At 56.8% G+C, this 20050-nt stretch carries 16 protein-coding genes and 1 pseudogene; 11 read left to right on the top strand and 6 right to left on the bottom strand.

Features of this window, described 5'->3' with window-relative positions; genetic code table 11:
- The first annotated feature begins 42 nt into the window (after positions 1 to 42).
- On the top strand, positions 43 to 234 hold the full coding sequence (locus tag ACZBJS_RS23855) for a hypothetical protein (RefSeq protein ID WP_463439345.1): 192 nt from the start codon (positions 43 to 45) through the stop codon (positions 232 to 234).
- 71 nt (positions 235 to 305) lie between these two features.
- Positions 306 to 773, top strand: a complete 468-nt coding sequence (locus ACZBJS_RS23850; RefSeq protein WP_463439344.1) for a hypothetical protein — start codon at positions 306 to 308, stop codon at positions 771 to 773.
- Positions 774 to 1266: 493 nt separating this feature from the next.
- Here the strand turns inward: ACZBJS_RS23850 and ACZBJS_RS23845 are convergent, their stop codons facing one another.
- From ACZBJS_RS23845 to ACZBJS_RS23835, 3 genes are read right to left on the bottom strand one after another with little or no spacing between them, the layout of a single operon-like run.
- Positions 1267 to 2352 (bottom strand): hypothetical protein, encoded by a 1086-nt coding sequence (locus ACZBJS_RS23845; protein ID WP_463439343.1) that lies wholly within the window; start codon positions 2350 to 2352, stop codon positions 1267 to 1269.
- Between the two features lie 20 nt (positions 2353 to 2372).
- Entirely contained in the window at positions 2373 to 2918 is a 546-nt protein-coding gene (locus ACZBJS_RS23840; RefSeq protein WP_463439342.1) for a hypothetical protein, read from the bottom strand.
- On the bottom strand, positions 2915 to 3844 hold the full coding sequence (locus ACZBJS_RS23835) for a hypothetical protein (RefSeq protein WP_463439341.1): 930 nt from the start codon (positions 3842 to 3844) through the stop codon (positions 2915 to 2917). The genes ACZBJS_RS23840 and ACZBJS_RS23835 overlap by 4 nt, the downstream gene beginning before the upstream one ends.
- Before the next feature lie 159 nt (positions 3845 to 4003).
- Between ACZBJS_RS23835 and ACZBJS_RS23830 the strand changes: the two genes are divergently transcribed.
- Positions 4004 to 4861: a type IV toxin-antitoxin system AbiEi family antitoxin domain-containing protein gene (locus ACZBJS_RS23830; RefSeq protein ID WP_463439340.1), complete on the top strand. Its 858-nt coding sequence runs from the start codon at positions 4004 to 4006 to the stop codon at positions 4859 to 4861.
- Complete coding sequence (locus tag ACZBJS_RS23825; protein WP_463439339.1) at positions 4848 to 5765, top strand: nucleotidyl transferase AbiEii/AbiGii toxin family protein; 918 nt, start codon at positions 4848 to 4850, stop codon at positions 5763 to 5765. Before ACZBJS_RS23830 ends, ACZBJS_RS23825 begins: the two co-directional genes overlap by 14 nt.
- Before the next feature lie 104 nt (positions 5766 to 5869).
- Here ACZBJS_RS23825 and ACZBJS_RS23820 read toward each other — a convergent pair whose 3' ends face one another.
- Both ACZBJS_RS23820 and ACZBJS_RS23815 read right to left on the bottom strand, forming a co-directional pair.
- Positions 5870 to 9547, bottom strand: a complete 3678-nt coding sequence (locus ACZBJS_RS23820; protein WP_463439338.1) for an SIR2 family NAD-dependent protein deacylase — start codon at positions 9545 to 9547, stop codon at positions 5870 to 5872.
- An 816-nt stretch (positions 9548 to 10363) separates the two neighbouring features.
- A complete protein-coding gene (locus ACZBJS_RS23815; protein ID WP_463439363.1) occupies positions 10364 to 10567 on the bottom strand; it encodes a P-loop NTPase fold protein in 204 nt (67 codons plus the stop codon).
- A 399-nt stretch (positions 10568 to 10966) separates the two neighbouring features.
- Between ACZBJS_RS23815 and ACZBJS_RS23810 the strand changes: the two genes are divergently transcribed.
- The 3 genes from ACZBJS_RS23810 to ACZBJS_RS23800 all read left to right on the top strand — a co-directional run bounded on the left by ACZBJS_RS23810 (position 10967) and on the right by ACZBJS_RS23800 (position 13244).
- Positions 10967 to 11776, top strand: coding sequence for a hypothetical protein (locus tag ACZBJS_RS23810; protein ID WP_463439337.1), 810 nt, complete (start codon positions 10967 to 10969; stop codon positions 11774 to 11776).
- Positions 11777 to 11807: 31 nt separating this feature from the next.
- Entirely contained in the window at positions 11808 to 12047 is a 240-nt protein-coding gene (locus tag ACZBJS_RS23805; protein ID WP_463439336.1) for a hypothetical protein, read from the top strand.
- Between the two features lie 327 nt (positions 12048 to 12374).
- On the top strand, positions 12375 to 13244 hold the full coding sequence (locus ACZBJS_RS23800) for a hypothetical protein (protein ID WP_463439335.1): 870 nt from the start codon (positions 12375 to 12377) through the stop codon (positions 13242 to 13244).
- A gap of 129 nt (positions 13245 to 13373) precedes the next feature.
- Here the strand turns inward: ACZBJS_RS23800 and ACZBJS_RS23795 are convergent.
- A pseudogene (locus ACZBJS_RS23795) lies at positions 13374 to 13709 on the bottom strand (hypothetical protein); the annotation flags it as partial.
- 296 nt (positions 13710 to 14005) lie between these two features.
- On the opposite strand from ACZBJS_RS23795, the gene ACZBJS_RS23790 reads away from it, so the two are divergent.
- The 4 genes from ACZBJS_RS23790 (at position 14006) to ACZBJS_RS23775 (ending at position 19938) form a co-directional block, all read left to right on the top strand.
- Entirely contained in the window at positions 14006 to 15160 is a 1155-nt protein-coding gene (locus ACZBJS_RS23790) for a hypothetical protein (protein WP_463439334.1), read from the top strand.
- 3 nt (positions 15161 to 15163) lie between these two features.
- A complete protein-coding gene (locus tag ACZBJS_RS23785) occupies positions 15164 to 16480 on the top strand; it encodes a phosphoribosyltransferase (protein ID WP_463439333.1) in 1317 nt (438 codons plus the stop codon).
- Between the two features lie 231 nt (positions 16481 to 16711).
- Positions 16712 to 17599 (top strand): hypothetical protein, encoded by an 888-nt coding sequence (locus ACZBJS_RS23780; protein ID WP_463439332.1) that lies wholly within the window; start codon positions 16712 to 16714, stop codon positions 17597 to 17599.
- A gap of 233 nt (positions 17600 to 17832) precedes the next feature.
- On the top strand, positions 17833 to 19938 hold the full coding sequence (locus tag ACZBJS_RS23775) for a hypothetical protein (RefSeq protein WP_463439331.1): 2106 nt from the start codon (positions 17833 to 17835) through the stop codon (positions 19936 to 19938).
- The last annotated feature ends 112 nt before the right edge of the window (positions 19939 to 20050 follow it).

The raw sequence follows: 20050 nt of genomic DNA, 5'->3' as shown, positions 1-20050 counted from the left end.
TCCTTGCGTCTGCTCATCGTGCACTTCGGGGCGAGTGCTAGAGTGGACAAGAGCGATTCCAATTATTGCAATCTATGTATGGCCGCTGGGCTACTGGCACTACTCGGCATTCTTGGCGCCATCATTTATCTCGCCTCTACAGGGCACGATAATGTCACCATCGCCGTGGCTGGCCTCGGAGCAGCAGGCATTGTTTCCGCCTTTGTGAATGCGCGTTGGGTGTCGAAAGAATAACCCCCGTAGAAACCCCCGCTTGCACTCGACCGTTGGTTGTAAGATCATCTCCGTTTCAGAGAGGTCTTACAATGCAAGTCGATTTCAGCGGAGTCATCACCGGCTTTGACGGCGTCCCGCTTGGAGGCTTTTTCCAGTTTAGTTCGGACGGATCATTTGGAATTTGCGTCGCGGACAACAACGGCACGAGAGCGACACTTGCGCTTCCGACGCCACATTCCAAGAACCACACCATCTGGATCCAGACCGGCGGTTTGACGCATCAACCGCTCATCTACTTTCCCGACGCCGTGCTGCGGCCGAAGCAATCAAGTCGCGCGCCTCATGCCATTGGATCCGGACTGATTTGCGCTGGCGCTCAACATTTCATTCGCGGGCACGAAACACAATTCCAGCACAAGACTTTTGATGTCGGCAGCGGGTTGATCGCCTCTGTGGCTGATCACGAAGCTGTGCTGTTCTCCGAGTGGTCTGCCGGGCAAGTCGTCGATGGCGAGTTTGAAGAACTCTATTCCTTTCCACCGAGCCAGGCACCCTAGCGTCTCCGGCCGCCGTGAAGAGGGCGTCTAAAATGAGCTTCGATGCGTTTTGCAGCTTGGTGAAGCCAGAATTAAGAGCGCTCCGTTGTGGGGATCGCATAGTCGAGGCATGGCTTACGGGAAGTCGATCTCCCGCGTCCTCGAAATCTCCCAGAATGGACAGTGACTGGGATGTCCTGTTGGTGCTGCGCGACGAGAAATCGATAGGCGAGTCCGCGCCGCTAATCCATGACCGATTGATGGCGCCAGATGGAAATGTAGTTGAGATATTGAGATCAGACCTGGACAGCTGGAACGTCCCAAATCCAAATCACATGTTCATTATCGACTGCAAGGCACGGGGCACGCGCTTAATGTGACCCTCACCTTGGCGGTTTTCATCTAAAGGAGATGGTTTTTGAGCAGCATCTTCAGTCCTCTCTACACTCCGGAAGGCTAGAAAGGCATTTCATGAAGAGCGCGAGCGCAAGATTGGCGTCTGAAAGATTGGCTACTAGCCGGTCTTGCGGCTGTCCCCAGCGTTGGCGATCTTCTCCTCAAGGATGCGCGCTTGTGCGACGCCGGATTGAACAAGAGTATCAAGGCACCTGAAAACTTGGTCAGCCCGTTCAGCCAGAGCGGCATGCACCACGGCATCTTTTGCCAAAGCTGAATCGAGCCACGCGCAAACGCGGCTGCCAATATTCTTCTCCGCCCAAAAATTCCGATCAATGCCGTAGGCCAAGCACCAAGCCTCCATCGCCTGGATCAAAAACGGGATCAGAATTTTATCGTGCGAAGATTCGACCAGGTTCAGGAAGAGGCTCGCCAGATAACCAGACGTCGGAGCTCCTACCACAAGGTCCGTTAGTGTTGCGATGGCTGCTGGCAAACCGGGCCAGTCGACAGGAATCGTTGGACGTCCCGTGTTGGCCCACCGCGACGGCTGGTAGAACATCGCGTTCAGAGCATCACCCGCATGCGTTTCGCTGGTAAATCCTTTCTCTCGCCCCAGACGCCGATAGTTCCAGGCGCGCTTGATGCGACCCGCGAGCAATCTGCGAACGTCACTCGGATTCTCGGGATTCTTAGTGTTGGTTGCCACCGTCGCGCGATCATACCCGCGAAGGAACGATGCCATCACATCATGGAACGCCTCGTCATTGAATTTCACAATGCGGTCCAAGAACAGGCTGACCACTTCCGAATGTGGCAGCGCGATGCTCAGAATCCCGACAAAATCGAAGAAATGGATATTCCAGGTGTCCGGCCGATGGTCGCGCTCGCGCAGATCTTTGTCATGTGGACCATTTGCTTCGTCAGTCCACGCCATGAAGTGAATGGCCAGATCCTTTACCCAGGCCGGCGCCCCGGTGATTGTGAAGCCGATAAGGTGGTCAACAAGTGTACCTATCGATCTTTCGTCAACAATGTGGCTCGATGGCTGATCTTCCAGATCATCGTCCTCGATATGCCCATCGTCACCAAGACGAATACCCCGCCGAGGTCCTGTTCGCCAAGGCGCCAAGGTGGGCCATGTCGGCTCGTCGCCTTCGTTGTCGAGCCAACGCAGTTCGGTGTCGATAGTAGCGTCGACCATCGCGCCATGACGACGGTCATTTATCCCTTGTTGCTCGACGCTCGAGGCTCGGCGCGTTGGATGGCACGGATCATGACGATGCGTGCGATCGATCGCGGAAGCCGATCATCGACCTGGCCGAGACGTTGCAGGTTTTGACCGAGCGCCTCCTGCACAGCCGGGTGGTCGTGTCCTGCGGCGCGCAGAACATGGCGCCGCGTTATGTTGTCTTCGCCTCTCAGAAAGAGAGACACCATTCCAAGCGTTGCGATAGCCGTCGTATTGTGTTCGATTTGACTGCCATGGTATTCCTTGTCTGGTTGCATTGATGCGGTCAGCAAGACGGGTACTGCCCAGCTCATCACATCGGCACGATCCACAGCTTCATGATCACGCCCGGCGAGTGCCGCGGCCATCACCACGGCTCGCCGGTCCCATTCGGCGTCGTAGTTATCGTCCTTATCATCTGACGTCGATTGAGCTTCCGAAGGCTGCGCTCTAGCCCAATCAAGCGCCGTTTTCAGCAATGCTGGCGTTGATTGGGTAGGCTCAAGCAGCGCCGACCGTATCCGAAGCCGGATATTCATACGCTGGAGGCCTGCATTTGCGCGCGCCGCCTGTACGCTTCATCGATCAGAGTGTTGCGCGCAAGACGGTCGGCAGATTCCGCGAGGCGCTCATAGACCGGACGTACATAGCCATGCGCCGTGAAGTGAATTCCATGCTGCTGCTGGAGTGCCGTAACGACCGTGGCCCGATCCATTGCGCCAGCCGCGCGAGCAGTTGCATCCACCTGATCAATAATGATGGACCAGAGTTCGTTGGCGCGGTCAGCTTCATCGGGAGAAAGGACCCAGTGCAAATGTTCGCGGGCTCGATGGTCATAATCGGAACCCACGGACTCGAAATCAAAGACCAGAATTTGGAGTCGGCAAAGCAGCCGCCAAACCGTCCGGTCATCCGTAGGCGCTCCGGCCAATGCGAGATTGGCGCGGAAGACATCGACGAAACTGCGCATTCCGTCCGATGCGAATGTGGGCCGGCTGATACGCGCCGCAAAGGTCACGCCATCGGGGAGTTGACGCGCCCAGTGCAGGACTTCCTGACATGCGTGCTCGATACGTGTGGTCGTTCGCGCGACCGCTACCGCAAGTTCATAACGGCTCGTCGCGAAATCAGGTTTTTGCGCCGCTTCCCAGATTTGTCCGACGACCTCGCGAAATTCCTTATCCGAGGCAGTGAAGGTGAGGGTGCGTTTGACCTGAATCTCAAGCGTTGCCGGTGAGCTATCGCGATTGACTGCCCTGATGACCACATCATCAAGAGGATGTTCGGCGACCCGCTGCTGAAAGGCGATATTACGGACGGTCGAGCCCGGCAGGCCGCGCGGCTCGCCGCCGGACAGCAGAGCCAGAACGTAAAATGCGCCAACCTTAGCCTCGAACTGAGGTCCGGCATTGCCGGTCGCCGACGGAGCCGCGATTGGGGCTGGCTGATATGATTCCTCGGTCATGCGTCATTTCGTTCATTATTTGTTCGGGAGGCAATATATGCTCCGAGACCATCAACAGATCGGTTGGTTTACACTTTATCGAGAGTATAAATAGAGGCTTGATTTAAATAGACATTTTCAAACAGGCGCGTAGTTTGAAAATATGCTATGTTATCAAGTATGACTAGAGAAAAAGGGAGACTCCTAAACCAGCTCGCCAGCAAGCTTCCCGAGGGAATGCTTGTGGATGCCGCCTGGCTTACAGCTCAGGGCTACTCGCCGCAGCTCCAACATCTGTACGTCAAATCAGGCTGGCTTGAGCAGCCAGCCCGCAGTGTGTTTCGGCGGCCGCGCGGCAGCCTTAGCTGGCAGCAGGTTGTGATCTCTCTCCAGACCATCCTCAATTACTCACCACTCGTCGTGGGCGGGCGCACAGCGCTCGAGTTGCAGGGCTACGCTCACTATCTCGCGCAGTCATCGGCCACGAACGTCCATTTGTATGGCCCAAAGGCTCCGCCCAACTGGGTTTCCAAGCTGCCGCTCAAGGTCCGCTTCGTCTATCACAATGACCAGCGGCTCTTCAAAAACGAGCCGGTGACCAAGGGTCTGGGCAGCTTCAGATGGAACATCGACAAAGGCGAGGCCCGCGACGCGACAAGCTTACGTGGCGGCGAGCTCACTGAGCTCACCTGGGGCCAGTGGGATTGGCCCCTGACACTATCAACGCCGGAACGCGCGGCCCTTGAGTTGCTCGATGAGCTGCCGCACCACGAAAACTTCGATCAGGTTGACGTCTTGTTCGGCGGCCTCAGCAATTTGCGGCCAAAACGCCTGCAGAAATTACTGAATGACTGCACCAGTGTTAAGGTGAAGCGGCTGTTCTTCTTCTTTGCCGATCGGCATCAGCATCCATGGCTCAAGCACGTCAAGAAAGAGAATGTCGATCTCGGCAGCGGCAAGCGTATGCTTGTCAAAGGCGGTATTCTCGATCCAACCTACCACATAACGGTGCCTGAGGATTTGCATGGCGTTCGCTGATGTCTACAAGCGGCAAGTCGCCCTGCTCATCCGCGCCCTGCCTTTCGTGACGGAAGCAGCCTGTTTTGCTCTCAAGGGCGGTACCGCGATCAATTTGTTTGTTCGCGACCTTCCACGTCTGTCGGTCGATATCGATCTCACCTATTTGCCCGTAGCGCCGCGTCCGGAATCGTTGGCCAATATCGACGCCGCTATGAAACGCATCGCCGGTAAGATCAAAGCAAAAATTCCGGATGCGCAGATTACCGAGAGCAAGACCGAAAATACCGTCGTCAAACTGATCGTCCGCTCACAAGGCGTTCAGATCAAGATTGAAGTGACGCCTGTTCTACGTGGCTGCGTCTTTGAGCCTACAGTCGTTCAGGTCCAACCCGCTGTCGAAGAGGGGTTTGGATTTGCCGAGGCGCGAACGGTGTCCTTCGAGGATCTTTATGGTGGAAAGATCGTTGCTGCGCTTGACCGTCAGCATCCCCGTGACCTCTTCGACGTGCGCGATCTGATTGCCAATGAAGGTATCAGCGACGACCTACGCAAGGCGTCCATCGTCTACCTACTCAGCTATGACCGCCCGATGTCGGAAGTACTGGCGCCAACGCTCAAGAATATCGAGGATGCTTTCAAGCATGGCTTTATGGGCATGACCCGGGATCCTGTCGAACTCGCCGACTTGCTCGCGGCGAGGACGGCGCTGATAAGGACCACAGTCGGCGATATGCCTGACGATCATCGCAAGTTTCTCATCTCCTTTGAAAAAGGTCAGCCCAATTGGGATTTGCTTGGCGTACCTGACGCAGCCCACTTGCCCGCCGTGCACTGGCGGCAGCAGAATCTGGACAAACTGTCCCAGAACAAGCGAGCTATTCTCGTCGCTAGGCTTGAAGAGGTCTTGTCAGAAAACGGGTAGTGCCCTGCTGACCCTGTCGATCCAACCAAGACGACGAGGTCGCCAAGTCGATATCTCCTTCGATCTTGGATCGCCGGCGATTTGGAGATCGATGCATCTGCCGTTCATTCGGTGTCGTCTTGGTGGGGCTCCGTAAGGCTAAACCGGACTTCCGGTAACGGATCGTTTTTCGCTTCATCAATCCAAGCCTGCAAGGATCCATCGTCCGCAACACGCTCCTTTAACACTGTGGCCAATTTCACACACTCTGCGCGCACAAGGGACGCAGTGACAGCCTCCATCGTGTTGAGCGCGATATCCTCGTAACGCACGCCGCGAATCTCTGAGATCGTCTCCGTCAGGCGCTTAATGTCATCTTTTCCAAGGAACTCAAGGTTCAGGAGCTTGAGTGCCGCAGCGAGCATAGCTGTAAGGCCAATCGAGCGACGCACTTCGATCGTTGCCATAAGCCGTTCGATCAGAGCTTGCGGCAGCTGAGGAAGTGCGCCGCTGCGGACTAATTCGGCCCAGCCAACGATGGCCTCGGCTGCGTTCCCCACTTGTTGGGAATCTGGAGCTAACAATCCCGTACGAAGGACGGAAATCACATCAGTCGTAAGCTCTGCCGCAGCCGGAAGAAAGCGCGGTAACGCCTGCATGCTGCTCCAAGACTGTGCGCGTCGAATGAAAGAGATAAGGGCTTCCGCCCGCGCGGCTGTTCGTTGATCGGCGCGCATGGCGGGCACTACGGCAACGGTCAACAAATTGCCCGCCGCTAGCCGAATGGTATCGTTGAAACTCTTGGCAAACGATATGGCGAACGGGTCTCTGTTGTCCTTTACCTGCTGGAGCTCCCAAGCAACGATCTCGTCAAACATTTCCACCGCCTGATCGGAGGGGATGACGAGCCCGAACTGTGCGGCATTAGCGATTGACGCAAAATGATCAGTCTTCCGGTTCAATTCGCGCGTGTCGATCTGCGCTGACAGCCGCATGACTTCGCGCAAATTCATGCCAAGCAGCCGAGCCGACACCCTCGCTTGTCTGTCAATACCTTTCATCGCAGGTAGCCGCAGAAACGCACCGGAATTCAAGACTGTATTTGCGGGAAGGCCCTCTTGCGCATCGAGATCTGACCAAAGGGCGTCTCCAAACGCTGTCGTTTCGTCAGGCTTGAGTGCCCCTCTGACGGCGAGATAGGCGAGCTGCGAAATGGCTTGCTCCCTGTCGCTGTTGCCCTTTCGCGCGAGAGTCAAGAGTTGACCCACACGATGATCCCAACGGGTATCACCAGCTCCCCGAGTTGGCGGTACATTCCAAATGTCAAAAACAACCTGCGGCCAGCGATGGTTCTCAGCAACACCTTTCTCCGAAGGCAACGGAAACTCGAGCACGGTCAATGCGAAGGCGCCTCGCTGTGCAGGAGGGATAGCTTTAACGGCGTACTTCGCCAATTCTCCGATGGCCTCAACCAACCAGGGATGCGTGACAAGAGGCTCTTTCGCCAGTTCGATCGCTCTACGCAATGCTTGAGCTGCCTGATCCGGGATCATCCGAACCGTCAGGCGCGATAGGACCATCAGCATCATGCGTAGCGCATCGATCGCGTAGCCTAGATCGTTCCGAAGCTCTGGGCTGCGCGCTTCCTTGACCCGGAGCGCCCACAACGTGACGGCAGCGTCGACGGTCGAAAGAAGCGTTGAGACTGTTGCAACCGGTATTCGTGCTGTCGCGATCCGACTGAAATGCCGCTCGAATGATTTGTCGGAATGAGACTGCAGCGCACGGAAAAGCCAGACGTACCATTCTGGATCGACTTGAGGTGCAGCCTCAACGACAGAGCGTGCCACCGATGCACAAAGATCAACCCGATTGATCCGGAGAGGTAGGCCGGTATGTTCAATCAGCTGGTCGAGCTCGTAGAGCAATTCGACACCCGAGTCTGAACCCATGTGTATCGTCGCAGATCCCTCGCGATAATGGCCGGGCTCAAATGCCGGCTGAACTGCCACGGCGTCTTCGCTGCGCTTCTTCGCGACCTCGGCAGCGCGATTTTCGATATGCTCAATCTCTCTCCGAGGGTCGATGTCGAGTTGCTTGAAATTTCTAGGAAGAGGGGGGCGGTCGGCCCGACCGATGGCATCCCATATATCGCACGCCGTGTTGATCCAACTTGCCCAGGCCAAATGCGATTTGACCACCAATGAATTGCGATCGAGCCTGTGGCGGCGTTCTAGTTCCGCTGTTCCGTCTCTGATCAACTTTGTTGCTTTTGCATATTCGCCGAGCTCGCTATGCAAGGCAGCACGCCGCAACTTCCAAATCGGGTCTTCCAGCGTTAGCTTGGCAAGGCGCGTAGCCAGCGCCACGAAATCCATCCGATCACGCGCACGCAAGCACCATTGATATTCTGCCTCTTGTCGCACGGCCGCGTCGGATGCAGCTCGGGCATCAATGACCGCTGCCCATCGCGTCAAGCTTGCTTCATCGCGCGACACACGCGCGTCACGCATAAGAGCCAAGGCGAACTGCAGACGCAGATTGGGGTCGATATCTGCCGACTCATTGTCAACAATTTCAGCCAGGGCATCGGCAAGCCATATGTCCAAAGGAGCAAACGCGATGGTGCGGTGCCACAGAATTTCAAATAGAGCTTCGGCGCGAAACTTGGGCTCCAAGAGATCGAGCACCGGCTTTCGTCCCAACCAATTCGTGTCGCCGGCGTGAGCTATCAATCGGCGGTGTTGAAGCGGACAAACCAGCCATCCCGGATAGTTCTCGCGGTCGGCCTTAAGTAGCGGAATTGTCTCTCTCAAAAGGCCGGCAGCGAATTCGTTATCTTTGTGAACACGTTGATGTGCATCGCCGCCCGCTTTCATGAATGGGAACTGATTGTTCTGGGTCAATTTCCATTCATTCTGGAGGGGCGGTTTCGCCTTGCCGAGCTCGTCGATAAAAATCCGAGTTGCGGCGGCATGCTGAAGATCTTGCGCCAGCTTTTCCACGAGAGGCGCAAAATCGATCGGCGCAATGTTATGAGCTTCCAAATATTTTCTGGTTGCTCTTTCCAAACGCAGGTTGCCGACGAGATAGATACGACGTGCGCTGCCTCCGAGATGATCGCGCACCCAGCCAGCCCATTGCAGGAAGTTGGGATCATCGCCAGAGAAGCCAATCAAACACAATTCATTCTCGATAAATATCTGGCGCGCGAGGTTTACAAAGGCCGCATGTTTCACGGGATAGGTCCGATAATCTTCCTCCGCGAAGATGAGGGGACCTGGATCGCCGATCGTTCCGTGCAATTTTACGATACGCGGCGATCGGGCGTGGGTAAGATCGGCTTCGGTTCGCACGATTTCATAGGATTGGTCGCTGCCGTGTTCGGCGCGTTCGAGTAGCGTATCCCAGTTCGTCGTAAGTACGTCGCCCCACGGCAAACTCAGCAGAGCGCCATGCAGCTGTCCCGGCGACCACGACTTATCCGGAAAACGCGTCCTCAGAAAGTCGTCGAGGCCAGCCTGTCCAAAATAGGTTCGATATTCCTCAGCGATGCGCAGAGGGTTTTTGGGTGCTCTTTCCGTATCGTGCGGATAAAGCCGCTCGATCATTTCCGCCATGAGCTCAGACCACAATGGCGGTTCTGGCGTGTCCTCGCCAGGCCGTTCAGCATTCTTGCTAAGCCCCGCGCCCACCAAGACTGAGGCGCCACGAACAGAGCCATTGCGCCACAACGCGCGGGCCAGTTGCTGGAAAGCGGCATAATCAGGGAGATCGGCAATATTGTAAGGTGGTTCAATCATGGCGGCCTAAAATGCAATTTCAACGCCTAGTTTCATCCTCTGTCGACGCTCCGTTTGCAAGCATTTTGCTAACCGCTTGATCGGTCGGCATATGAGGTGCGAAACCATAAGAGGTAAACACCAGCCGCACAGTCAGCGGGTGGGGACAACTCGATTACTAGCCGAGGGCGGTGCGACATGCTCGGATTGAAGATGCGCCGCAAAACGAAAAAAGACCGGGTGAGTTTGATGGCGCGTCCGCGAAGCCGGACCGGGCTCTACAAGCTGCGCTTGCCGAGTCTATGCCTCGGCCCATCCGGGTCACGATCCCATCGCGCAAAGATCTGATGTGCTCCTCGCCGGGGGCACTCGGAAAAGGGGCTCGCCCTCGGCGACCGCTCTATCACTGCCCCGCTCCCGGGTGCCGCCTTTAACCGGTCTCGTTGCTGCACTCGTCCCGCATGCCCTGTCGGGTCGCTATGCTCACGCAGCCCTGGTGCCATCTCTGGCGGGCGATGCGCTTTGGCGCACGCCGTTAGAGGGTCTGCGATCCCGCTGCCCGTCAAGGGCAAGACGAGCGCCGCGAGCGGCGCCCTTGATTGCCTTCCCGCTCATTGGCACGGGCCTAGTTCGGGTTCTGGCGAACCCGAAGGGAAAATGTAGTCAAGAATCGCGTTGCGGGTTCAGCGCCAAGGGTTCACTCATCGGTACGGCTATCAAGGATCGTACGAAAAACATGCTTCTGGTGCTCGAAGGATATGTAGAAACGCGGGCCTGCATCCAAGCCGACCTCGCCAACGTAGCGCGTCTCGGCCGGGCGCTTCTTGATCAGACCAGTTACGATCCCCTCGATGAGCGCGATCTTGGCATCTTCGAAACCCTGAAAGCGCCAGCCGTTGAATTTAAGCAAAGAATTTCTTCCTCGCCTTCAAACTTCGCCTCGATCATCTCGAGAACGCTCGATTTCCCGGCGCCCCAATCGCCGTGGACGCCAACGTTTACAGGTTGATCGGGACGATCGCGCAGCAGTTCGATGATCATTGTGGCGATCGCCTCATTGTTGAGGAGATCGATCTTCGTCTCGTTGTCAGTCGGGATCATGGTTGTCCCGTTGGTGATTAATCCTGGCAGTCAAATTGACGCGCCTACCCGCACAGGCGGCCGTCCTTCTAAAGTATGCCGGGCTGGTAGATAGAACAATGAACAGGCAATTTTTTCCGCCGGGCCACGAAGCAGGGAGCCGCAAGAAATGCGGTGTGGGTGGTGAGTACCTAACGAGATCGATGTTGCGTTGATGCAACATAAAGAAACATTCAGCCGAGTATTCTATCTGTGCTTGTTGCACGTAAAGGTCGAAGCGTATTTCATGCTCGCTTTACCGGGAATTTTGACTCGACGCTAGTTTATTTCTTTGCGGGGGAAGCGATGATTGGATCGCGATTGATCGCGTCGATATTTTGCGCGTGCCTGGTCGGCGCATGTGGTCTCCGGGTTCCAGATATCCAGGAGGTGCCGGGCGATACCGGCGCGGGTCAAATACTCGTTCAGGACATTGTCCAAAGTGTACACTGCGAGGTCGCCGACGCCGTCCAATGGGTTGTCGAGCATGATCCGTTCAAGGGGCGTCCGAACAAGAAGCTGGCATCGTCGTTTCTCGCGACGTGGGGAGTTCAGATAACCCTGAGCCTCACGGTCGAGGAGAAGACAACTCTCAACCCCACCGTGGTCTTCACGCCGCCCACACCGTTGACCTCGGTGTTCACGCTGGCTGGCGCAGGCACCTTGTCGGCCGACGCGACGAGGACCAACAAGCTGAATTTCTATTACACGATACCGCAACTCCTGGATCGGCATTATTGCACCCCCGGCATTCAGCGTGGATCGGCTTCATCACCTCTCATTCAGAATAATCTCAAGACGGTGGAGTGGCTGAACGACTACATCGGTGCTGTTGCGACGCACGAAGCTGATCCCACTCAGGTCGGCTCGTTTCAGCAGAATGTTTTGTCCCACGAGGTCAGGTTTGAGATTCTTTCCAGCGGAGGAATCAATCCAGCCTGGGTGCTCACGCGTGCGAATATCAACCAGAACGGTACACTTTTTTCGACTTCTCGCGATCGCACACATGATCTGACGATTGTGTTTGGCCCGGGCGATTCCAAAGGACTCACGGGGCAGGCGGCGCAGGCGGCATTTGCAGCTGCGCTCATCGGGCTGGAGATTTCAAATCGATTGAGCCCCGCGCGCTAGTGGCGGCGTAATTTCAAGAGGAGCAATTGAGATGGCGACGAAGGCCAAGAAGGCAAAAAAGAAGGCGGTGGCTAAGCTCACACCTTCGGACTACCCGATCTTTATCGATGTGCCGGGTCATCCCGACCAGGTGGAAAGGTGCGATTGGGATGAGGTGAACAACCAGCCCAACTGTCGGATCATCGAACGCACGCCGCCACGGGATGCCGCCGTGCGACCCGCGGGGCAAGTAGCTGGGATTCACAGGAAACACCGGGCCGCACGCGCATAGCGCTACTCCGATAAGGTGAAAGCCGACACACTGCGTCGTTGCCTCATCCGGAAATCGGCATTTCGTCGCGAAGGCACCTATGGGCGTGCACCAGGTTCGCTACATCGTGAGGCCTCCCAGCGCATGTCCCGCCGAACTCAAGTCGGGATCAGTGCCGGGCGCGTCATGCGAGTTCGACACCGCTTTCGTGGCGGCTTGCGCCATGCAGAGATTACTCAAACGAGCGGAGCATCGAGCAGGCCGCTTGCGGTCCTCTTTGACGAACTCCTCGCCCCGGGCACCAACCAACTTGTGTGGAGGGGTAAGGGGCCAGGGCTTGGCAAGGAGATGCGGCGAGCCTTCTGGGGTCTGTTCGGGCGCTTCTTCGCGCGAGCCTACCTGGAGAGGTATCACGGCTTTGCCTGGTTCTCGCCCATCGACGGCAATCCCACCGCGATCTCGAAGCGAATGCGCGTCGCTCGTTTGCTGGGGAGGGGCAGCGAGCTTCCGGATTGGGTATGCGGGGGACCGAAGCGCCTCGCGATTGCCGAGGCGAAGGGAACGAGCCAACCCGGCACCGGCGCGGGAGGCGGAAAGCCTGGACCCATCAAGACCGCAGAAGGCCAGATCCAGGGTGTCGTGATCGAGAAGCTGTTAGGGAGCGGAAGCAAGAAGCGATGGACAGCGCTCAGCACGAAGGGATGGGCGGTGATGTCACGCTGGGGCGCCGAACTCCCACCCCGCGATGCTTTCCTTTTCGCCTTGGATCCCGAGACGCGAGGGGAGCCGCTGTCAAATCACGATCGAGACGAGATGATCCAGGATGTCGCTCGCTCACATGTGGGTCACCTCCTCGCCGGCATGGGTTATGGCGAACTGGCGTCGCCGCTGCTTGTCGGACGACTGAGCGGTGCCAGCCGGCCTCCAGAGGGGGCTTCACTCAACTTGGATGGAGAAGCAGAGACCACCTATTTGGGTGTCCCGATTGGGCCAAGCGGCATCCTACCAGTGTCCATCGGGATGGCGCGAAGGCTCGAGCGGGACATGCCCGGAGCAATCGGATTTCTGGGCATCGACACCGAACTAATCAAGGGCATGCTCGCTGGGCATCTCGCCCAGCCACGCGTGCGCCGAGGCGCCGGCGACATCCAGATCAGCGCGGACTCGTCCGTCTATGCTCCAATCAACCGGATTGCTCCGCGCCCAGTATCTATTTGACGCTGTCTCGCATGACGCTGCGTGCGTTGTGCTTAGCGTAGAACAGCGATGCGCGAGGTACTCACGGGCGAGGAACCACGCGCGCCCCCTGGACGCGAAGTTCTTCTCGCTTCCGCGAGATGAGATCATTCAAATCGCGAGCGCCATCACGAAGACGCGCGACTTCCTCCTGGACGAAGACGATAATCTCGCGCCGCGGCTGACCTCGATGGCTTCGATTGCGCCCTTGGTTATCCCAGAATTTGCGAAGAGAACGCCGATAATATCTCCTGAGACTCGCGAAAGGCGCGCACGTATCGAGTCAACGTCGGCAACGTCGGTCTTTCGCTTTCGGTCCCTTCCTTCGATGAGCAAGTCGACTTCGTTGCTCGTTGCAAAAATATGTGTTTGACGAGGGCGAGCCGTCTTGGCATCGAGCGTTACTCGAAAGCCGGCTAAGCTGAATATCTCCGCCACCGCTTTTTCGAACGCGCGCCCGCCGTGGCGGGAATTGTGGACGAATTAATCCACCCGCCCGCTGGATTGCAGTATTCTTTATGGCCGGGGCTCACATTGTCCGACGCATCGACCGTGGGATCACTTCAATCTAGTGCTCAGCTTGAGAGCTGGCACTCGCTGCAATGCGGGATAAGGTGGCGGACAGATCCAACAATATATTTCGGATTGTCCTCAGAGGTTGCAAGGTGTAGTTGTGGCGGCGCTCGCATTGCGCAACCGCCAGAGCGCCGATTTTCAGACGTTGTAGATATTGGATCGAAGTCTTGCCGCCTGCTGACGAACGGAAGTCTATCTCGGCGCTTCAATTTTTGCGCGCCGCCCTCAAGGAAAACCCTACTCCGGCCGACGCCGATTTTTTGGCCTCGATCGTCAAAGTTCGCGCGGTCTTGGCTGCGAAGACTGATGTCGACGCGGCCTTCCTCCCTGATCCGGTTCGGGCCGGCTACCTGGAGCGCTCGATTGATGGGATCACGGTTTATGTCCCGTTCAATCTCGTAAGCGTTTTTCCCGGGAAAGACCACTTGCACGATCTCGTAGAGACCGCGACTTCCATGGTTCTGAGTAAGGGACATCCCATCTGTCTTAGCGGTAGTGCTACGTTTTTGGGGCGGTCCGTTCCCATCTCAGATCTCGATTTCTGCGAGTATTACCCTTCGCCGATCGTCTCGATGCCTCCACTGATCGCTGAGCGGATCGGCGTCTCGTTGGACAAGCTCCTCGTACGCGTGAATTGGAACGAGGAGAGATTTTTGGCGCCTTTTGACGGTCTGCAGGCCGCGCTGGAGCGGTTGGCCAACGATTCCGTTACCCACGTGAAGCTTGATTTTCTATGGCAGGTTCCCACATTTGGAATGATGCCGACGACAAGTATGATATTGAAAGTAAACGAGAATTTCGATGGGGTTGCGCTGGCGCGGTCCCACGTGCACCAGGAGGCCGTGATCTGCCGCGGCGATCCGCCGCGCGACGTTTTCGGGATCTTGGAGATTTCCAGTTATCTGGAGTTTCTTCGCAAGGAAGTGTCCAAATATTTAGCATCCGGGCGCGGGGGCGGGTCCGCGGACTCGCTGAAGGCCATGAAGAGGGCACTATCGTTGCTCCTGCTGATAGGAGCCGAGCAAGACCATGAATTGCATACTGAATTGGAGGCCCTTATCGAAGACTTGGCGAGCCCCGCGTTTGAGGGGATCGTGGTGGAAAAGCGTCTTTCGGAGCTTTCCGAGCTCGCTGAGCATGTCGATCCAAAGTTCAACCGGGACGCTCGAGCCGACCTGGATAGGCTAAAGTTAGGATTTAAAGATATTATACCGAACGACGAAGTGCGAGAATTGGTGCTGCGTGGAGCGTCGGAGTCGGCGTTCGCCCTTGAGGGCATCATTGAGGGATTGTTTGCGACGGCAAAGGGATCGGCACAGTAAGCAATGTCCAAGACCGAGCTGATCGACACGATATTGACCTACGTTCCGGCCACCCGTCGGCTGGACGCGCAGGCTCGTGAGAATCTCCAGAGCATGTCGGAAGGAGAACTTTCTTCGCTTGCCGAGGAAGTAACGGGTGCGGCGGCGTTCGCCCGCGAGGTACTTCGCCAGGAGAGCTCTGAGGTCAAGACGAAGAAAATCATCTCGGAGGGCACGGCTCGTCTCCGTGCGGCTCGCTCTCATTTTGCTGAGGCAAACCGACTGCTACATGAACGCAAAGCTAAGCAAGCTGCCGTGGAGGCCGCTGCCAGTGAAAGTGTTGCTCAGGCAATCGAAGTATCTAAGCCCCGAGGATGGGGCGCTCCGTTTGCCCCCAACGTTGAGAGAGCTGCGGCCCACCTAAAGGCAATTCGGGAATCCGAGGAAGTCATCGAAAGTGCGTCTAAACAGCTCGGCTCATTCCTCATTGAAAGTTTGCTCGACATTGAAAAGCGTCTCGGTGACGCCGAACCGATGGCGGAGCAATTTCGGGACTTCCTTCAAACGGCGTCTGCGACCGGCTCGGTGCAGCAATTCCTTCTTGCTCGAACCACGTCGATGCTGCTCGAGACTTGGGATCTTCTTTTGGATCGCAGAAGTCGCGAGGCGGACCCCGAAACCTTGGCCGTTGAAGCGACTTTCATGTCTGTTCTTCGCAAGGTGCGAAATGAAATTGTCCATAGGCCCGCCATCTACGATCCGCATTTGCTTGCCGAGCACGAGGATGTGGTGGTTGAGACCCGAGCCATAGAAGGATTGGCTTTGCTGGGAAGCCGGCTGCTTGATTACAAACCTGATCTGCTCGTCAGCCTGGATCAGGGAGGGCAGGTGGTCGGCAAGCTGTTGGATGCTCAATTCCGCTCGGACCTGCGGTTTAGGCACTTTTCAGCCTCGAGATCTGGCGGCTGGAATATGTCGGAGGATCACACGCGAGGCGCAAAGTCTGCAAACAGGATACTCATCATAGACGACATTGCGCGCAGCGGAGAAGCTATTTCCGAAGCGTGTTCGTTTGTGAAGGCGAGGTATCCCTCCGCGGACGTGCGTGCAATGGTAGTCGTCGGCACCGCGCCGGCGAAGCAGCGATTGGGCGAGACGCTTTATATGCCGAACTTGGCGCTTAATCTGACCGTCCGGGTGCCTTGGAAAACCAAGGGGGATGCGGCGTTCAAGCGAGCTAAAAATGCCTATGTGTTGGGTGCCGCCGAGCAAGTGCTCGAGGTACCCCGCGATATGTTCGAACGCCTTGTTAAACGATATCAGGCGGCTCTCAGCAGGTAGCTGCCTCGCGGGGCACCCAGTCGAGGCGGCGCGCCCAAGTCTTTAGATCATCCGATAGCTTCCTGCCATTTTGCCTGCGCGGGCTTGTTTTTTGGACCGCTCCTGAAATGATCGGCAGGCTTCTGTTGAGCCATGGCCGCGGTTAGCGGAAGGACCACCCGACGCGGCGCTTGCGACGAGCTTTTAGATCTTCCACGTTTGAGGATCCCTCTCATAGTCAGGAGAAAGGAATTGACCGTTCTTGCGAGCGTGGCGCACGACGAACGTCAATGCCCCCTCGACCAGTGCGGCGGCCAGCACGGACGCCGCTACCGGCGCCAAACCTGGATCGAGAACTCGAAGCTCCGCGCAGGTATGGGTTCACCAAAGACGAAACGGCGCGTAGCCGAGTTTGTCGAGCTCATCGGCGAAAGCGCTCAGCGGTTCGACATGTTTCGGTCGGCCGTCGGTCCTTCTTGCTATGATATCCTTGACGAAACCATAGGCTCGCTCTCGATGCGGTCTTCGCTGGCGCTGGGGATGGAACCGCAGCTGGACACTGGGCAGTTGTTGAACTCCTGTGGAGTTTGCGAACTGGATGATGCCATCCGCGTCGAGCAGCTGACCCGCCATCACCTGCCAGATAATGGCGACTTGGACGTCATCTTGGGGAAGCCCTGCTGCGATTGCTCGTTCAACAAGGACTCTCCGCTCGATCGCAGCTTTCGCAATTCCTTCCGATCGGACGAGACCGTTAAGCTCCGTGACGACAAAATCGAATGCATCGAAGTTTCGATAGTCAGGATCTTCGTGGAAATAAAACCTCCAGAAACTAGTTTCTTGGGGCGAGGGGATCAAAAGGCGAGTGCCCGCGCGACCGACTCCGACGTGGCGAAGCGCATCATCGATCTCGCCGTCTTGATAGCCGGCTCTTCCAGTGTCACCCAGCTCTTGAAAAGAGAGGCCGGGAGAAAGGGGAGCGATCAACACACTGCACTCAAGTGCATTCTTGAGAAATTCAATGAGTTGCTGATTCATACGCTCCGGCCACTCGTTGCAGCGGCAGATGATAGACTCGCGCGATTGTTGCCGGCTTATATGAATTGTTTCAATGAGTTATTAGGGGCGCCGTTCGCCTGATTTCGGTCGGCTTCCGGTCCTGTGCTGTATGACCCCTTCCGAACAGGTTCCGATCAAGAGAGCGACAGCGGTCAGTTGTGGCGTGAACCATCATCATCATCACGGAGGCCCGCAACATGCCAACAGATGGTGTTAACTCTGGCAGCGCTGCGAGATGGCCTCTCGCGGCAAACCAAGTCGCGTCCATATTGCGGACGGTGCGGACGACGAGAGTTCCGTTCACGATCGCGATTATGGCGACCTACATGCTGTCGAGCGTGCCCCAGGTGCGAGAGGTCTACCGGGCGATGGCCGAGGATTTTCTCGTTCACCTCCCGCAACTACTTTTCGCTCTTCCTCTCCTGATAATAACTTCAATGGCTTTTTCACTGAGCGCCAGGGAACTTTTGCGCGCCGGTCATGTCCGAGACGGGAATCGGTGGCTCAGAAAGCTACTACCGATCATTTGCTCAATCCTTCCCTCGCTCGGCCTTGCGGTTGGTATGTTTGCCGCGGCAAGGGAGACCCTTATTGGCTCGCCGCCGCCGGAGACTTTGGCAAAATTACCTGAGCTGGCGACACTCATCGAGAGCCTCCGCAAAGCGGCCAATGTTCTCTATGTTGAGGCTGCCATCTGCGTAATTGTGACTGTTTGGCTTTTACTGCCCGGAAGGGGGCTTCGATTGTCACGAGTTTACAGGCGACTTGCGGGGCGCCTCACCAGCATAAGAGGCCTTGCGATCTTCAGTGGGGTCTGCCTGATCTATTTTTCGGTGTTCTCTGTTTCGGGTGCCCAATTGATCGGGCCGCTGGGAATATTTCTGCTGTCGCTAATCGGAATAACGTCGGTTGGAGCGTGGCTCACGAAAGTCGGCGATCGCATTGGCGTTCCGCTATTAGGTGTGATCGTGCTCGCGGCGCTGGTGTTGTCCTACTTCGACCTGGCCGACAATCACGAGGTCTTGCTTTCGCCCAGTGATCATCCAAGACTCGCTCGCTCGGTTAAGGAGTTCGAGAATTGGTATGAAGCTCGGGAGGATCGGAAGTGGTACGAAGACCAGAAAGTTCCCTATCCCGTGTTCATTGTGGCTGCATCTGGTGGCGGTCTTTATGCCGCGCAGCACGTCGCAACGGTCCTTTCCCGGATCCAGGATAGATGTCCAAATTTTGCCCAGCATGTCTTCGTGATTAGCGGCGTCTCGGGAGGAAGCCTCGGAGGCGCCGTGTTCTCAAGCATGGCCAAGACAATGGCGCCGAACGGCCCACATGCCGACTGCAGTCTCGCGACACAACAGCAAGGACAGTTTGAATCCACGGCCGATCGTTTTATGGGGCATGACTTCTTGTCCCCCGTACTTGCCGCGGCTCTCTTCCCCGACGCGGTGCAGCGCTTCTTGCCGGCATGGACATCGCGCTTCGATCGGGCACGCGCCTTCGAGCGAAGCATTTCAAATGCCTGGGTCAACGTCCCATCAAAGTCAGTCGACGATGTGTGGTCCAAGCCGTTCCTGGACCACTGGGACCCGAAAAAGTCCGCGCCTGCGCTGGTCCTGAACCTCACCAATGTCGAGCACGGCAACCGCGTAGCAGTCACACCATTCACCATCATTGATTGGGGCGAGGTCGGGAACATCGTTCCGTTGTCCAACCTGGCCGAATTTCATACTCTGGCCAGGGTTCGCACCGGTGACAGTTCATCGGATCAGATGAGGGATATTTCACTGGCGGCCGCGGTGTCGCTCAGTGCCCGCTTCCCGTGGATTATGCCGGCGGGGCGCATTCGCTTTCAGGATGGCTCCGCACGAATGGTCGATGGCGGGTATGTCGAGAACTCGGGATCCGAAACTGCGTTCGACCTGATCTATTCGCTTTCGCGATTCTATAATCAGGATGACCGGCTGAGGCAGGGAAAACCTCCCGTACGCTTTCTTGGAATTGCGGTTACAAACCTTCAGATTCTGCAGCACCCAGGCGGCTTTGGGTTGGGGGAAGCTCTTTCGCCAATCAGAACCATGTTAAGTGCGCGAGATACGCGAGCCGTCGTTGCCTTGGGCAACCTCAGTCGGTTTGCCGAGCTGTGCTACACGTATCCGGAATGCGGCAAAAGGGTCGACATGGTCTCTTTCATGCTCAACCTTTATGACTACGATTTGCCGCTTGGCTGGCTGCTCGCGCCTTCGACACGAGATATCGTCAGACTTCATAGTGGTGTGATCCGTAGGGCAGGCACATACTTAGGCGGAAGTAATATTGACGAGCGAACCAAGTTTGGCCGCCTTGGTGCCTATGTGTCGGACAATGACGGATCGGCATGCAAGGTTGCGGCTTTGCTGGATGCGAAAGATCGCAATTGCGACTGATCCTGCAGGTGCAGCATCGGATTGGGTCCGCAGGGAGCGCTCGTGTTCGGCCTTGCTGCGGCATCTATTGAAGGACCGGGAAGGCGAGGTCTTGTCAATTTTGGCGGCGGGG

The sequence above is a fragment of the Bradyrhizobium sp. KZN70725 genome (assembly GCF_055264925.1).
This window is presented reverse-complemented; position numbering and strand designations above follow the sequence as displayed.

Excerpts from the sequence above, each read along its gene's own strand:
- ACZBJS_RS23850 (WP_463439344.1), top strand. The coding sequence starts at position 306 with ATGCAAGTCGATTTCAGCGGAGTCATCACCGGCTTTGACGGCGTCCCG.
- ACZBJS_RS23800 (WP_463439335.1), top strand. The coding sequence starts at position 12,375 with ATGCGGCGAGCCTTCTGGGGTCTGTTCGGGCGCTTCTTCGCGCGAGCC.
- ACZBJS_RS23840 (WP_463439342.1), bottom strand. The coding sequence starts at position 2,918 with ATGAATATCCGGCTTCGGATACGGTCGGCGCTGCTTGAGCCTACCCAA.
- ACZBJS_RS23825 (WP_463439339.1), top strand. The coding sequence starts at position 4,848 with ATGGCGTTCGCTGATGTCTACAAGCGGCAAGTCGCCCTGCTCATCCGC.
- ACZBJS_RS23805 (WP_463439336.1), top strand. The coding sequence starts at position 11,808 with ATGGCGACGAAGGCCAAGAAGGCAAAAAAGAAGGCGGTGGCTAAGCTC.
- ACZBJS_RS23830 (WP_463439340.1), top strand. The coding sequence starts at position 4,004 with ATGACTAGAGAAAAAGGGAGACTCCTAAACCAGCTCGCCAGCAAGCTT.
- ACZBJS_RS23820 (WP_463439338.1), bottom strand. The coding sequence starts at position 9,547 with ATGATTGAACCACCTTACAATATTGCCGATCTCCCTGATTATGCCGCT.
- ACZBJS_RS23835 (WP_463439341.1), bottom strand. The coding sequence starts at position 3,844 with ATGACCGAGGAATCATATCAGCCAGCCCCAATCGCGGCTCCGTCGGCG.
- ACZBJS_RS23845 (WP_463439343.1), bottom strand. The coding sequence starts at position 2,352 with ATGGTCGACGCTACTATCGACACCGAACTGCGTTGGCTCGACAACGAA.
- ACZBJS_RS23815 (WP_463439363.1), bottom strand. The coding sequence starts at position 10,567 with ATGATCATCGAACTGCTGCGCGATCGTCCCGATCAACCTGTAAACGTT.
- ACZBJS_RS23775 (WP_463439331.1), top strand. The coding sequence starts at position 17,833 with ATGGCGACCTACATGCTGTCGAGCGTGCCCCAGGTGCGAGAGGTCTAC.
- ACZBJS_RS23785 (WP_463439333.1), top strand. The coding sequence starts at position 15,164 with ATGTCCAAGACCGAGCTGATCGACACGATATTGACCTACGTTCCGGCC.